This window comes from Vibrio profundi (assembly GCF_043642225.1).
Taxonomy (GTDB): domain Bacteria; phylum Pseudomonadota; class Gammaproteobacteria; order Enterobacterales; family Vibrionaceae; genus Vibrio; species Vibrio profundi_A.
In genome coordinates, this window is sequence record NZ_JBHZSF010000002.1 from 291,134 (window position 1) to 304,951 (window position 13,818).

The window sequence follows — 13,818 nt, forward strand, 5'->3', positions numbered from 1 at the left end:
AAAGATGTCACTAAGCCCGCTTTCATAGCGGGCTTTTTATTTTGTCGAACAACTCACATTCAAGTGCACAACAAACCATCGATATCGGAAGATTCAAGATTGGGTGAAAGGTTTCTTTATGCGACTATGTACGGCAGGAAATTTTAAGAATCATAAAGGAGGTCTTGTGAACAAGGCCATTGAAATCAAAAAGCTAGGAAACATTGAAGTCATCAATACTTCTGTTCCTTATTCTCAAGATCCAACAAGTGTCTTCCACACCTTGTGTGCTAATAAAACGGACAGCTTGCTCCTTGAATCAGCTGAAATTGACTCAAAGCAGAACTTAAAAAGCCTTCTGTTAATTGATTCTGCCGTTCGCATTGTTTGTCACGATCACCAAGTCATGTTTCAAGCGCTGACGGACAATGGTCAGCACCTTATTGAACATCTTAACCAAAATGTAAAAGACGACGTCGATAATACCCTTTCAGGCAACCTTCTTATTCTCAACTTTTCTGAGCCATGCATTGATTTAGATGAAGATTCTCGATTAAGAGAAGCCTCTTCGTTCGATGCATTACGATTGGTACAACATAGCTTTACCAACAACGCTCAAGAAAAACATGAATTATTCATGGCAGGGTTGTTTGCTTATGACATGGTGGCTAACTTTGAACAATTAGGAAATGCGGCAGCGACAAACAACTGCCCGGACTTCGTATTCTATGTAGCGGAAACCCTACTCGTTATCGACCACCAGAAGAACCAAAGCTTACTTCAAGCGAGTATTTTCGCAGATGATGCATCCGTAAAAGATCAACTAAACACTCGTTTGGATGATATTAAACAACAATGTGAAACTCCAATTTCGATTCCTGAAGTAGAAAAGTTGCAAAACGTTGATGCAGTTCCAAGTGTCTCCGATAAAGATTTCTGCCAAACGGTTCGTGATCTAAAAGAGTACGTAGTAAAAGGCGATGTATTCCAAGTGGTTCCTTCTCGCCGATTTACTTTGCCTTGCCCTGCCCCGTTAGCTGCATACAAAGAGCTCAAGCAGTCAAACCCAAGCCCTTACATGTTCTACATGCAAGATGAGCTATTCACATTGTTTGGCGCGTCTCCTGAAAGTGCATTGAAATACGAAACAGAAACCAACCAAGTTGAAATTTACCCAATCGCAGGAACTCGTCGTCGAGGCAAACGTCCAAATGGTGAAATCGATTTCGATTTAGATAGCCGTATCGAATTAGAGCTGCGTACCGACAAAAAAGAAAACGCAGAGCACATGATGCTAGTTGATCTGGCACGTAACGACGTTGCTCGTATTTCTCAAGCTGGCACTCGCCACGTAGCAGACCTATTAAAAGTCGACCGCTATAGTCACGTGATGCACTTAGTTTCTCGTGTTGTCGGCCAACTGCGTGACGATTTAGATGCTCTACACGCTTATCAAGCCTGCATGAATATGGGTACCCTAACTGGCGCGCCGAAAATTCGCGCAATGCAGTTGATTCGTGATGTCGAAAAAGCGCGTCGTGGTAGTTATGGCGGCGCCGTGGGTTACTTAACTGGCGAAGGAACATTAGACACTTGTATCGTCATTCGTTCTGCCTACGTCGAAAACGGCGTTGCTCAAGTTCAAGCAGGTGCTGGTGTGGTATTCGACTCAGACCCGCAAGCGGAAGCTGATGAAACTCGTGGTAAAGCGCAAGCCGTTATCTCTGCAATTCAAGCAGCGCATCAAGGAGTGTAATCATGACGACTCAACAAACTTCAAATTCTCGCTCTGCTAACATTGTTTTCATCGATAACTTTGACTCATTTACTTATAACTTGGTGGATCAATTTCGAACACTCGGACACCAGGTAACGATTTACCGTAATCAAATCTCTACCGATGCTATCGAGCGAGCGGTTAGCGAATTGGATAACCCTGTGGTTTTGCTTTCTCCTGGCCCAGGCGCGCCTTCAGAAGCGGGTAATATGCCAGAGCTGATTCAACGTCTAAAAGGCAAATTGCCAATGATAGGCATTTGTTTAGGCCATCAAGCAATCGTAGAAGCCTACGGCGGCACAGTCGCTGGTGCGGGCGAAATCATTCATGGCAAGGTGTCGATGATGGAGCACGACAATCATGCGACTTACCAAGGTTTGCCTTCACCGTTAGCCATAGCTCGTTACCACTCATTAGTCGCAACTTCAGTACCAAACTCACTAACGATTACCGCTGAAGTCGACGATTTGGTAATGTCAGTAGTTCAAGAACAAGACAAAGTATGCGGCTTTCAGTTCCACCCAGAGTCAATCATGACGACCTACGGGGCGACTTTACTTGCAAATGCAATCGAGTGGGCTCTTGAGAGTAACCCTTCCGTTGCGACCAATGCTAAATAGGAAAACAAATTATGGAACAGATTATTAATAAGCTTTACGAGCAAAAAGACCTCTCTCAAGAAGAAAGCCAATCATTATTCGATACGATTATTCGTGGCGAGTTAGACCCAATTTTGATGACTGCAGCGTTAACGGCTCTAAAAATCAAAGGCGAGACTCCGGATGAAATCGCAGGCGCAGCAAAAGCGCTACTGGCTAATGCCAATCCATTCCCTCGCCCAGATTACGATTTCGCGGATATAGTTGGTACTGGTGGCGATGGCCACAACACAATCAATATCTCTACGACATCAGCATTCGTGGCAGCAGCATGTGGCTTGAAAGTCGCTAAACATGGTAACCGCAGCGTTTCGAGCAAATCTGGCTCTTCAGACCTATTAGATTCGTTCGGTATTAACTTAGCGATGAGCGCTGAAGACACTCGCTCTGCAGTCGACAAACTTGGCGTGGCTTTCCTATTTGCGCCTCAGTATCACGGTGGCGTACGCCATGCAATGCCAGTACGTCAAATGCTAAAAACCCGCACAATCTTTAATATCTTGGGCCCACTGATTAACCCTGCACGTCCAAATATTGAATTAATGGGCGTGTACAGCAAAGAACTAGTACGCCCTATTGCAGAAACAATGCTACAAATGGGAATGAAGCGCGCAGCCGTTGTTCACGGTAGCGGCTTAGATGAAGTAGCCATTCACGGCGAAACGACGGTTGCTGAAATCAAAGATGGCGAAATTCACGAATACACAGTGTCACCAGAAGATTTTGGCTTGAACACTCACCCGCTTGAAGCAATTAAGGGTGGCGATCCAGAAGAAAACCGAGCGATTACCACACAGATCCTAACGGGTAAAGGCACAGAAGCTCAAGCAGGCGCTGTGGCGGTAAACGTTGCACTACTGATGCGTCTATTTGGCCATGAAGATCTAAAGGCTAATGCACAACACGCGATTGATGCCATGAATTCAGGCAAAGCTTACGAGCTAGTACAACAGCTCGCAGAGCACGCATAACGAACGACTATTTGAGATAGAAACATGACACAGACTACCGATAAATTGTCAGCCCACGTTTCAGTAAAAGAAGCTGAAATGGCGGAAGTATTAGCAAAAATCGTTCGAGACAAATACCAGTGGGTTGAAGCTCGTAAGCAGACTCAACCACTAAATGAGTTTAAAGCTGACCTTACTCAATCAGACCGTAATTTTTACGATGCACTGAGTGGCGAACAAACCGTATTTATTACTGAGTGTAAAAAAGCTTCACCGTCTAAAGGCCTAATTCGTGATGACTTTGACCTTGATTACATTGCATCGGTTTACAATAACCACGCGAATGCGATTTCCGTTTTAACCGACGAGAAGTACTTCCAAGGTAACTTTGAATTTTTGCCACAAGTACGCCGCATCGCTAAACAACCTATTCTGTGCAAAGATTTTATGGTCGATACATATCAAGTGTATCTAGCCCGCCATTATTCTGCCGATGCTATTTTGCTTATGCTTTCGGTACTTGATGATGAGGAATACCAAGCACTTGCAGAGGTGGCGCACTCACTCAATATGGGCGTTCTAACTGAAGTGAGTAACGAAGAAGAGCTTCATCGTGCAGTGGTACTGAATGCGAAGGTGATCGGTATTAATAACCGCAATCTGCGCGATCTTTCTACTGACTTAAACCGCACTAAAGAGCTAGCTCCAATGCTTCGTGAGCTCGCTCCTAACGCAATCGTGATTTCAGAGTCCGGTATCTACACTCACCAACAAGTAAGAGACCTATCAAGCTTTGCTGATGGATTCTTGATCGGCAGCTCTCTTATGGCAGAAGACAACCTAGAGCTTGCAGTCCGTAAAATCACACTCGGTGAGAACAAAGTATGTGGTTTAACTCACCCTGATGATGCCGCGAAAGCATACCAAGCGGGCTCAGTCTTTGGTGGTCTGATTTTCGTTGAAGCTTCTAAACGTTATGTTGATCTAGAGGCAGCGCGCTTAACCATGAGCGGCGCACCACTGAGCTATGTTGGGGTGTTCCAGAACCACACAATCGAACAAGTAGCCGACACAGCACTAGAGCTAGGTTTAACCGCTGTACAATTGCATGGCGACGAAGATCAAGGCTATGTTGATTCGCTAAAAGAAAAGCTCGGTAACCAAGTGAATATTTGGAAAGCTTATGGCGTTGTCGATGCTATCCCTGAGTTACTAAGCGCAAACATTGAACGCCATTTACTCGATGCAAAAGTGGGTAACCAATCTGGTGGAACAGGTCACTCTTTTGATTGGTCACTACTCGCAGAGAACGCTGACATCATGCTAGCTGGTGGGTTAAGCCCAGAAAACGCTAACCAAGCTTCAAAACTAGGATGCTTAGGATTAGATCTTAATTCGGGTGTAGAAGAAGTTCCAGGCAAAAAAGACGCGACTAAGCTGCAGCAAGCTTTTACCGAGATTCGTAGATATTAATTACTTCGCAAATGAGTGACTGAATACCGCACTCATTTGCAGACCGACATTTATGGTGAATCAGCCTAATAAACAACGCTGCCTCACCGAGCAATATTAAGGAACAGTACCATGGCAAAACTCGACGCCTACTTCGGCGAATACGGTGGTCAATATGTCCCACAGATCCTTGTGCCAGCATTAGAACAACTGGAGCAAGCATTTATCGATGCACAAGCCGATCCTGAATTTCGCAGTGAATTCATGTCGCTGCTTCAAGAATACGCAGGTCGCCCAACAGCGCTAACACTGACACGCAACCTGACTAAAGGTACCAAAACCAAGCTGTACCTAAAGCGTGAAGACTTACTACACGGTGGTGCGCACAAAACCAACCAAGTGCTTGGTCAGGCGCTACTAGCCAAGCGCATGGGTAAAAACGAAATCATTGCAGAAACTGGCGCAGGTCAACACGGTGTCGCAACAGCATTAGCGTGTGCACTGCTAGGTCTGAAATGTCGTGTTTACATGGGCGCAAAAGACGTTGAACGTCAAAGTCCAAACGTGTTCCGTATGAAACTAATGGGTGCTGAAGTGATTCCAGTTCATTCTGGTTCATCAACACTAAAAGATGCATGTAACGAAGCTCTACGTGACTGGTCTGCAACGTACGAAGATGCGCATTACCTACTAGGTACTGCTGCTGGCCCTCACCCATTCCCAACCATTGTTCGTGATTTTCAACGTATGATTGGCGAAGAAACGAAGAACCAAATCCTAGCGCGTGAAGGCCGTCTCCCTGACGCTGTGATCGCTTGTGTCGGCGGTGGTTCAAATGCTATCGGTATGTTTGCTGATTTCATCGAAGAAGAAACTGTCCGCCTTATCGGTGTAGAGCCTGCAGGTAAAGGTATTGATACCGACCAACACGGTGCTCCGCTGAAACACGGTAAGACAGGCATCTTCTTTGGTATGAAAGCGCCCCTGATGCAGGATGAAAACGGTCAAGTAGAAGAGTCATACTCAGTATCTGCTGGTCTAGATTTCCCTTCAGTTGGCCCTCAGCACGCTCACCTAAATGCTATCGGCCGCGCAGAGTACGACAACGTAACTGATGATGAAGCATTAGAAGCGTTCCAAACCCTTGCTCGCAACGAAGGCATCATCCCAGCATTAGAATCGTCTCACGCACTTGCTCATGCGCTTAAAATGGCGAAAGACAACCCAGAGAAAGAACAGTTACTGGTTGTAAACTTGTCTGGTCGTGGTGACAAAGACATCTTCACCGTTCACGATATTCTTGAAGCGAAAGGAGCTCTTTAATGGATCGTTATCAATCACTCTTCACTCGCTTAGCGGAAAAAAATCAAGGCGCATTCGTTCCTTTCGTAACGGTTGGTGATCCTAACCCGGAACAGTCTCTAAAAATTATGGAGACGCTGGTAGAAGCAGGTGCTGATGCCCTAGAACTAGGTATCCCGTTCTCAGACCCACTCGCAGATGGTCCAACGATCCAAGGCGCAAATATTCGCGCACTGGACTCAAACACAACACCAGACATCTGCTTTGAACTTATCGGTAAGATCCGCGCAAAATACCCAGAGTTGCCAATTGGCCTGCTGATGTATGCAAACCTTGTGTACTCTCGCGGCATTGAAAGCTTTTATGAGCGCTGTGCTAACGCAGGAATTGACTCTGTACTTATCGCTGACGTTCCGACCAATGAAAGTGCTGAATTTGTTGCTGCCGCAGAAAAGTTCGGTATCCACCCAATTTTCATTGCTCCGCCTACAGCCAGCGATGAAACGCTAAAGTCTGTCTCTGAACTTGGTGGTGGTTACACTTACCTGCTTTCTCGAGCGGGTGTAACAGGCGCTGAAACTAAAGCAAATATGCCAGTAACTGCGCTACTTGAGCGACTAAATCAATATGATGCACCACCAGCATTGCTAGGTTTTGGTATTTCAGCTCCAGAGCAAGTGAAAGAAGCAATTGAAGCTGGCGCAGCTGGCGCAATTTCAGGTTCTGCAGTTGTGAAAATCATCGAGCAAAACGTTGAGCAACCAGAACAAATGCTAAAAGCCTTGTCTGAGTTCATCACTCCGATGAAAGCTGCTACTCAAAAGTAGTCGCACTGGCTATTAAGCGTTCCCAATAAAAAAGCTCCACTATTGTGGAGCTTTTTTGTTTTCTAGCTATCTGGCTTATTCGGCTGAGCTTTTGTCGCTGCGGCCTTCATAGGATCAATAATTTTGTCGACTAAATCTATTGGCATAGGGAACACGATCGTAGTGGTTCGTTCATTAGAGACTTCCGTTAACGTCTGCATATACCTTAGCTGAATCGCATTTGGCGCCTTATTTAATACATCCGCCGCTTCCCGCAACTTAGTCGATGCTTCAAGTTCACCTGTTGCGTGTATGACTTTCGCCCGTCGAGACCGTTCCGCCTCTGCCTGCTTGGCAAGCGCTCTCACCATACTGTCGTCCAAATCAACATGCTTGATTTCTACGTTTGCGATTTTTATGCCCCAATTATCGGTATGCTGATCGAGAATAGCCTGTAGATCTCGATTTAACTCTTCCCGTTCCGACAATAGCTCATCCAGTTCATGTTGCCCTAACACTGAGCGAAGCGTCGTTTGAGACAGTTGACTGGTCGCTTCCAAATAATTCTCGACATTATTAATGGCCATCTTTGGGTCAAGAACTCGAAAGTACACCACCGCATTCACTTTGACCGACACATTGTCACGAGTAATCAAATCTTGAGTTGGGACATCCAATACTATCGTTCTAAGATCGACCCTCACTATTTGTTGGATCAAAGGGATTATGATGATTAACCCCGGCCCTTTAACACCATAAAAGCGCCCTAGAAAAAACACGACCGCTCGTTCGTATTCTCGCAAAACTTTGAACATACTCGCGATGAGTAAAATCACCAACACCACGACAATCGCTATTGTGTGTATAAACATAACCGCCCCCTACTGGTAACGATAAGTTAAGAAATGGTTTAACCATTGGGCTTTATCCAGCGTTTCTATTCATTGTCGGAAACATGCTCAACATCGAGCGTTACCCCTTGAAGCTTTATCACTCGCACACGCTCTCCAACCTTTAGATTCTCATCACATGTCGCTTGCCAAATTTCACCGGCTAATAGCACTCTTCCAGCACCCGGGAAACCACTCACAACTTTGCCCGTATCGCCTATCAGCACTTCAGCACCTGTAGTTACAGGCTTCCTCCGCACTTTTAGCAGCATTGAAAGGGTCATGACGATAAAGGCCACAGAAAACAAACTGATCCCAATGATTAAAGGTAACGCTATTTGATAACCGGGAACTTCGGTATCCATTAACATAATTGAACCGAGAGTAAATGCCGCGACCCCACCTAAGCCAAAAATTCCAAAACTAGGACTGAACGCTTCTGCCACCATTAACGCGATACCAAGCAAAATCAATGCAAGGCCAGCATAGCTAACCGGCAGCATTTGTAACGAATACATCGCGAGTAACAAACATATCCCACCCAAAACGCCCGGTAGACCAACGCCTGGATTATAAAATTCGAGTAATAAACCGTAGATCCCAATCAGCATGAGAATGTAAGCGACATTGGGGTTAGTGATGACAGACAGCAAACTAAATCGCCAATCCTGCTCTCTGACTACGTACGCCACATCTTCAAGTTCAATCGTACTCTTGACTCCATTGATCGTAACGCTTCTCCCGTTACTAAGAGCAACGAGTTGATCTAAATCTCTCGCGATAAAATCGATGACGTTCAATTGTAGTGCTTGCTCAGAATCCAGGCTGGCCGCTTCTCGCACCGCTTTTTCTGCCCACTCTTGGTTTCTATTGTGCAATTTTGCCAAGCTCACGATATAGGCAGCGGCGTCATTAATGACTTTTTTCTCCATTGCTGTCGTCGCTTTTACTTTTTCAGAGTCTGCCTCAGCTGGTGATTTTTCACTGGCGGATTCTTCTGGTTGATTATCTTGTTTGTCTTTTGGAGAAAAAGGATTGGTTGGCGCTTTTCCGCCACCGATTGAAACAGGAGTAGCAGCCCCAAGGTTGGTTCCCGGTGCCATGACCGCTACGTGACTGGCTAATAAGATATAGGTACCAGCACTTGCCGCGCGTGAACCCGCTGGGCCGACCCAAGTGGCGACAGGAATAGAAGAAGTGGTGATCGCCCGAATGATCTCTCTCATTGAGGTATCTAACCCACCTGGTGTGTTCATTTTGATCGCAATGAAACTTGCTTGTTCCGTTTGCGCTTGTTTGATTTCACGGCTGATATAATCACTGGTAGCAGGCCCGATCCCACCATCAATTTCAATGACCCACACATCGTCAGCTCGAACCGAAAACGCCGATATGATTAATAAATAGGCTAATAAACATTTTGAAATCCAATTCATGCCAACCTCTCTTTACAACTCAGATGCTAGGAAAGGCAAATTAAAACGTAGCGATAACATCTGAGTGATAAATTGACACTATAAGCATAGTTCAGCACAAAATTCGCACAACAGCCGTCGGAATTGCTCATGCTATTAATGTGCATATTTTAAGCACCAATGAAGCGAAAATGTTAATGAATATAACAAGAGCACCAGAATTTGATCTATTCAACATATAGCAACTAGCAGGCTGTTTTATAAATACAACGGATGAGAATTCACTCCACCCAACAAGCAAACGTTTGCTTTAGTTTAAAAAGCAACCAATCAACGCTATTGTCGATATAAAACTCACTATTTCACCTTTGCACATATTGCTAATTGTAAAAATTGCGTGTAAAAAACTTCACGAAATTATTATCCAATGGTACGACATACATCAGAGGGTAATGCTAGGAAATTACAATTTAGTAGCACAAGGGTTATGGAAGTGTTAAAAGAAAAGAATTTACTAAGCAACATCGGCGTCCAAGTCGTAATTGCAATGATCGTAGGTACTGCCGTTGGTGCCATGATGGGTCAAAGTGCGACAATGTTTGCTCCGCTAGGTGCAATCTTTATCAATCTGATCAAAATGCTGGTGATCCCTCTAGTCGCTGTTGCTCTTATTTCAGGAGCTGCGGGTCTTGGAAATAGCTCTTCAGCAGGTAAGGTTGGTGTAACTACGCTAGGTTACTTTGCTCTGACTTCGGCACTTGCCGTTGCGCTAGCACTGATTATGGGTGAAGTATTCGAACCAGGACGCGGTATCGATGTTTCTGGTGTTGAAGGCATGTTCTCTTCTGAGTATGCATCTAAAGGCGAACTTCCTACTTTCTGGGCTACCATCACAGGTATGATCCCAACCAACGTTTTCCAGTCTTTAAATGAAGCCAACATTCTTCAGATTCTAGTATTCTGCCTATTCTTTGGTATTGCGATTTCAAAGCAAGCTAAAGAAAAGCGCGAGCCAATCATCAACGGTGTAAACGCGATTGTTGATGCTATGGTTTGGATGATCAACAAAGTAATGATCATTGCTCCACTTGGCGTATTCGGCCTAATGGCTGAAGCGGTGGGTACATTTGGTTTCGGCGCACTAATGGTTGTGTTCAAACTATTCGTTGTTTACGTAGCCGCTATTTTAGTATTCGGTTTCGTAGCATACCCGCTGATGATTCAAATCTTCACTAAGACATCAGCGAAGAAGTTCTTGTCTGCAATGAAGAAACCACAAGCGGTTGCTCTATCTACAGCCTCTTCAATGGCAACGCTGCCTGTAACGATGGAAACTGTAGAAAAAGAGCTAGGTGTTCGTAACTCTACTGCATCATTCGTATTGCCGCTTGGCGCGACGATCAACATGTCTGGTAACGCAATTTACTACGGCCTAGTTGCAATCTTCTTCGCACAACTGTTCAACATTGACCTTTCAATGGGTGCATACATTGCGATCATCGTAACTTCAACTCTTGGTGCTGTTGGTCAAGCTGGTGTTCCAGGTCCATCTTTCCTAGTTGTTGCGGTACTTTTAGCGGCTGGTATTCCAATCGAAGGTCTACCACTACTATTCGCTCTTGACCGTATCTTTGACATGATTCGTACTGCTCTAAACATCACTGGCGATGCAGCTTGTGCAGTAATTGTTGACTCTTTGATCAAAGAAGAAGCGAAAGAAGCAGAACTTCAAAAGCAACAAGCATAAGACAAACTCAAGTTATCAAAGCCACCTTTTTAGGTGGCTTTTTTGTCACCCATGAGAATATCCAATATGATTCTCATACTGAAAAGTCCTTTTCATCGCTCTCTTCAAATAGCAAAAAAACACTCAAAGAAAATTCGAGTTGGCCGATATAACCCTTATAGAGACAAGCGTTGTAAGCCATTTCAGACTTGAGTAAACACTATTACATGTTTCTCTAATATTTGGCATCTTGTTTGCTTAAGTAATGGTACAACCGTAAACAGGATCATTCGTCAAAGAAATAGCGTTTCGACGAGTTACATGGAGGATCTGTTATGACTCTACAAAGACATACATATTACGGCCTAATCCACCACGGAATTAAAACCCTGCTAATGGACCGCGTTGGTCACTTTACTGAAGCTGAGTACCACGAGTACCTCGACCTAACCACCGGAAAATCGACCTGCTTTGCGATGAGCGAAGAAGAACTGGTACTCACCTTAGACAACCTAAAAAGTGAAGGTTACCTAGAAGACATCAAAAACTTAATTCCTAGGTATCAATCGACTCTTTTACGCTAACTCAGCGATCATCAGCAAGATTTTATATCCAATTGTCTCGGTCTATTTTGCATCGAGACAGTTTTCGTTAGACTGGTGTCAATTTCACTAATTGGATATTTTGCGCCATGAAGCAAATCCTTGATTTTATTCCTCTAATTGTCTTTTTTGTTTTATACAAAATGCACGACATCTATGTCGCAACCGGCGCGCTGATCCTTGCTTCAGCTGTTCAAATCCTGCTGACGTACATAATTTACAAAAAAGTCGAAAAAATGCAGCTCATTACCTTCCTAATGGTTGCGATCTTTGGCGGGATGACCATTTTTCTGCATGACGATAACTTCATAAAATGGAAAGTCACCATTGTTTACGCGTTGTTTGCCGTAGGCCTATCTGTTAGCCATATGCTCGGAAAATCCGCGATTAAAGGTATGTTAGGAAAGGAAATTACATTGCCAGACAAGGTCTGGAGTAAGATTAACTGGGCGTGGACGGTGTTTTTCGTTGCCTGCGCACTGCTCAACGTTTATGTGGCGTTTAACTTACCACTTGACGTATGGGTAAACTTTAAAGTGTTTGGGCTACTCGTTGCGACATTGGTCTTCACTCTGTTAACTGGTATCTATATCTACAAGCACATACCGAAAGATGAATCGGAAGACGAAAACTAATTATTCATAGTGACAATCAAGGTCACATTTTTGATACAATACATAATAGCTAGTAATGAATGCGGCCAGTTTGTTTTTCAAACTGGCCGTTCTTTATTTGTTGTAATGAAAGTTTAGGCGCAGTGCCACTTAGCGTTCCCTTTGAACGCCCTAAGCAACAAAGTTATCTATTAAAGAAACAATGAAGGTAAGCTCAAATGTCGGAAGCTCCAAAAGGCCAATTACTCACTAGAACTTTAGCAATGCCAGGAGACTGCAATGCTAACGGAGATATTTTTGGTGGCTGGATCATGTCTCAACTCGATTTAGCGGGAGGCATTCTTGCAAAAGAAATTTCAGGAGGCCGAATTGTCACCGTCTCTGTTTCTAGTATTACGTTTAAGAAGCCAGTTAAAGTTGGAGATGTTGTGTGTGTTTATGGTGAATGCACAAAAATCGGCCGTACTTCTATGAGTATCGATTTGGCGGTTTGGGTCAAACCCGTAAAAGAACACGGGGTTGGTGATCGTTTCATGGTTTGTGATGCAACATTCAACTATGTTGCTATCGATGCTAATGGTAAGCCGCGTCCTATTCCTCAAAACTAGCGACTTATAAACAATAAGTAAGCCACTCATCTTTGTGGCTTACTCATAATCTACTTATCTCTCACTACCTTGTTACCTCGACAAGTTACCTTCAAAAATTTACGCCAACCTTCCCTTTCAGCTTACCGTTCATAGCGTTCTTTGAACTCACGACACCATAGATAAATCTGTCTTACTCGCTCGCACTAAAAGTTCTATCAACGCTCAATGACTTCACACAAACTCACACTTTCTCTTATTCCCCTCTTCCAATTGATTGAAGTTAAGGTAGATTAAGCAAATTACAATTCAAAGCACCCTTTGGTGCCGCTCAATAAGGATAGCCAACTATGTGGTACGTTATTTTTTCTCAGGATGTCGAGAACTCACTAGAAAAGCGATTAAGTGTTCGCCCGCAACACTTAGAACGTCTACAACAACTGCAAGATGAAGGTCGACTGCTTACTGCCGGTCCAATGCCTGCTATCGATTCAGATAACCCAGGAGAAGCTGGTTTTACTGGTTCCACAGTGATTGCTGAGTTTGCTTCTTTAGAAGACGCTCAAGCTTGGGCTGATGCGGATCCTTATATCGAAGCAGGGGTCTATGCTAACGTTATCGTTAAACCATTCAAAAAAGTGTTCTAAATAGTGAAAAAATGGCTTCTGACAACCGTTGCTTTCGCGACCCTATTAACCGGGTGTAGTTCAAACAACGAAGAACAAAGACAATTAGAGCTGATGACCCAGCACCGCGCTGGTGTCTTGTCAGCAGGCCTGCCTATCGAGTACGGCCCGCTTTCTGTGATGCGTGTATTAGCGAAAAAGAACGTTGTAGAAATGATGATGATCTACAACCAAGATGCAGAAGGTGCAAAACCGCTTTCAGACGTGATGAAAAGTAGCGTAAACAGTTACTGCACCAATTCTGAAGTAAAAGCCAACTTAGACATGGGCATGGTGTACTTGATTAAAGTCCGTAATACCCGTGGTCAATTATTGGTTGAGCAATTAATCAGTAAAGATACCTGTAACAGCTAGCTTTCGAGCATTGCGTTAA

General features: G+C 44.2%; 14 protein-coding genes and 1 other annotated feature (1 of these 15 running past the window's edge). Of the genes, 12 read left to right on the top strand and 2 right to left on the bottom strand.

Going from position 1 to position 13,818, the window contains the following annotated elements:
• Positions 1-41, top strand: a sequence feature (Trp leader region) (it extends 75 nt beyond the left edge of the window).
• A 125-nt stretch (positions 42-166) separates the two neighbouring features.
• The 6 genes from ACHUFI_RS04815 (at position 167) to trpA (ending at position 6,946) form a co-directional block, all read left to right on the top strand.
• Positions 167-1,735 (top strand): anthranilate synthase component 1, encoded by a 1,569-nt coding sequence (locus tag ACHUFI_RS04815; protein WP_394247221.1) that lies wholly within the window; start codon positions 167-169, stop codon positions 1,733-1,735.
• Positions 1,736-1,737: 2 nt separating this feature from the next.
• On the top strand, positions 1,738-2,376 hold the full coding sequence (locus tag ACHUFI_RS04820) for an aminodeoxychorismate/anthranilate synthase component II (RefSeq protein WP_394247222.1): 639 nt from the start codon (positions 1,738-1,740) through the stop codon (positions 2,374-2,376).
• An 11-nt stretch (positions 2,377-2,387) separates the two neighbouring features.
• Positions 2,388-3,386 carry an anthranilate phosphoribosyltransferase gene (gene trpD, locus ACHUFI_RS04825; protein WP_394247223.1) on the top strand — a complete coding sequence of 333 codons (999 nt, stop codon included), beginning with the start codon at positions 2,388-2,390 and terminating at the stop codon, positions 3,384-3,386.
• Positions 3,387-3,410: 24 nt separating this feature from the next.
• On the top strand, positions 3,411-4,838 hold the full coding sequence (trpCF, locus tag ACHUFI_RS04830) for a bifunctional indole-3-glycerol-phosphate synthase TrpC/phosphoribosylanthranilate isomerase TrpF (protein WP_394247224.1): 1,428 nt from the start codon (positions 3,411-3,413) through the stop codon (positions 4,836-4,838).
• 111 nt (positions 4,839-4,949) lie between these two features.
• Entirely contained in the window at positions 4,950-6,140 is a 1,191-nt protein-coding gene (gene trpB, locus ACHUFI_RS04835) for a tryptophan synthase subunit beta (RefSeq protein WP_137355999.1), read from the top strand.
• A complete protein-coding gene (gene trpA / locus ACHUFI_RS04840) occupies positions 6,140-6,946 on the top strand; it encodes a tryptophan synthase subunit alpha (RefSeq protein ID WP_394247225.1) in 807 nt (268 codons plus the stop codon). The genes trpB and trpA overlap by 1 nt, the downstream gene beginning before the upstream one ends.
• Before the next feature lie 62 nt (positions 6,947-7,008).
• On the opposite strand, the gene ACHUFI_RS04845 is transcribed toward trpA, so the two are convergent.
• Positions 7,009-7,797 carry a slipin family protein gene (locus ACHUFI_RS04845; protein WP_394247226.1) on the bottom strand — a complete coding sequence of 263 codons (789 nt, stop codon included), beginning with the start codon at positions 7,795-7,797 and terminating at the stop codon, positions 7,009-7,011.
• A 65-nt stretch (positions 7,798-7,862) separates the two neighbouring features.
• Entirely contained in the window at positions 7,863-9,251 is a 1,389-nt protein-coding gene (locus ACHUFI_RS04850; RefSeq protein ID WP_394247227.1) for an NfeD family protein, read from the bottom strand.
• Between the two features lie 466 nt (positions 9,252-9,717).
• On the opposite strand from ACHUFI_RS04850, the gene ACHUFI_RS04855 reads away from it, so the two are divergent.
• The 6 genes from ACHUFI_RS04855 to ACHUFI_RS04880 all read left to right on the top strand — a co-directional run bounded on the left by ACHUFI_RS04855 (position 9,718) and on the right by ACHUFI_RS04880 (position 13,799).
• Complete coding sequence (locus ACHUFI_RS04855) at positions 9,718-10,977, top strand: dicarboxylate/amino acid:cation symporter (protein ID WP_394247228.1); 1,260 nt, start codon at positions 9,718-9,720, stop codon at positions 10,975-10,977.
• A 314-nt stretch (positions 10,978-11,291) separates the two neighbouring features.
• Positions 11,292-11,540 (top strand): hypothetical protein, encoded by a 249-nt coding sequence (locus ACHUFI_RS04860; protein ID WP_394247229.1) that lies wholly within the window; start codon positions 11,292-11,294, stop codon positions 11,538-11,540.
• A 107-nt stretch (positions 11,541-11,647) separates the two neighbouring features.
• Positions 11,648-12,193 (top strand): septation protein A, encoded by a 546-nt coding sequence (locus tag ACHUFI_RS04865; RefSeq protein ID WP_394247230.1) that lies wholly within the window; start codon positions 11,648-11,650, stop codon positions 12,191-12,193.
• 197 nt (positions 12,194-12,390) lie between these two features.
• Positions 12,391-12,780: an acyl-CoA thioester hydrolase YciA gene (yciA, locus tag ACHUFI_RS04870; RefSeq protein ID WP_394247231.1), complete on the top strand. Its 390-nt coding sequence runs from the start codon at positions 12,391-12,393 to the stop codon at positions 12,778-12,780.
• A 329-nt stretch (positions 12,781-13,109) separates the two neighbouring features.
• Positions 13,110-13,406 carry a YciI family protein gene (locus ACHUFI_RS04875; RefSeq protein ID WP_394247232.1) on the top strand — a complete coding sequence of 99 codons (297 nt, stop codon included), beginning with the start codon at positions 13,110-13,112 and terminating at the stop codon, positions 13,404-13,406.
• Positions 13,407-13,409: 3 nt separating this feature from the next.
• Positions 13,410-13,799 carry a type II secretion system pilot lipoprotein GspS-beta gene (locus tag ACHUFI_RS04880; protein WP_394247233.1) on the top strand — a complete coding sequence of 130 codons (390 nt, stop codon included), beginning with the start codon at positions 13,410-13,412 and terminating at the stop codon, positions 13,797-13,799.
• Positions 13,800-13,818: the final 19 nt, after the last annotated feature.

Excerpts from the sequence above, each read along its gene's own strand:
- ACHUFI_RS04820 (WP_394247222.1), top strand. The coding sequence starts at position 1,738 with ATGACGACTCAACAAACTTCAAATTCTCGCTCTGCTAACATTGTTTTC.
- trpD (WP_394247223.1), top strand. The coding sequence starts at position 2,388 with ATGGAACAGATTATTAATAAGCTTTACGAGCAAAAAGACCTCTCTCAA.
- trpCF (WP_394247224.1), top strand. The coding sequence starts at position 3,411 with ATGACACAGACTACCGATAAATTGTCAGCCCACGTTTCAGTAAAAGAA.
- trpB (WP_137355999.1), top strand. The coding sequence starts at position 4,950 with ATGGCAAAACTCGACGCCTACTTCGGCGAATACGGTGGTCAATATGTC.
- trpA (WP_394247225.1), top strand. The coding sequence starts at position 6,140 with ATGGATCGTTATCAATCACTCTTCACTCGCTTAGCGGAAAAAAATCAA.
- ACHUFI_RS04845 (WP_394247226.1), bottom strand. The coding sequence starts at position 7,797 with ATGTTTATACACACAATAGCGATTGTCGTGGTGTTGGTGATTTTACTC.
- ACHUFI_RS04850 (WP_394247227.1), bottom strand. The coding sequence starts at position 9,251 with ATGAATTGGATTTCAAAATGTTTATTAGCCTATTTATTAATCATATCG.
- ACHUFI_RS04855 (WP_394247228.1), top strand. The coding sequence starts at position 9,718 with ATGGAAGTGTTAAAAGAAAAGAATTTACTAAGCAACATCGGCGTCCAA.
- ACHUFI_RS04860 (WP_394247229.1), top strand. The coding sequence starts at position 11,292 with ATGACTCTACAAAGACATACATATTACGGCCTAATCCACCACGGAATT.
- ACHUFI_RS04865 (WP_394247230.1), top strand. The coding sequence starts at position 11,648 with ATGAAGCAAATCCTTGATTTTATTCCTCTAATTGTCTTTTTTGTTTTA.
- yciA (WP_394247231.1), top strand. The coding sequence starts at position 12,391 with ATGTCGGAAGCTCCAAAAGGCCAATTACTCACTAGAACTTTAGCAATG.
- ACHUFI_RS04875 (WP_394247232.1), top strand. The coding sequence starts at position 13,110 with ATGTGGTACGTTATTTTTTCTCAGGATGTCGAGAACTCACTAGAAAAG.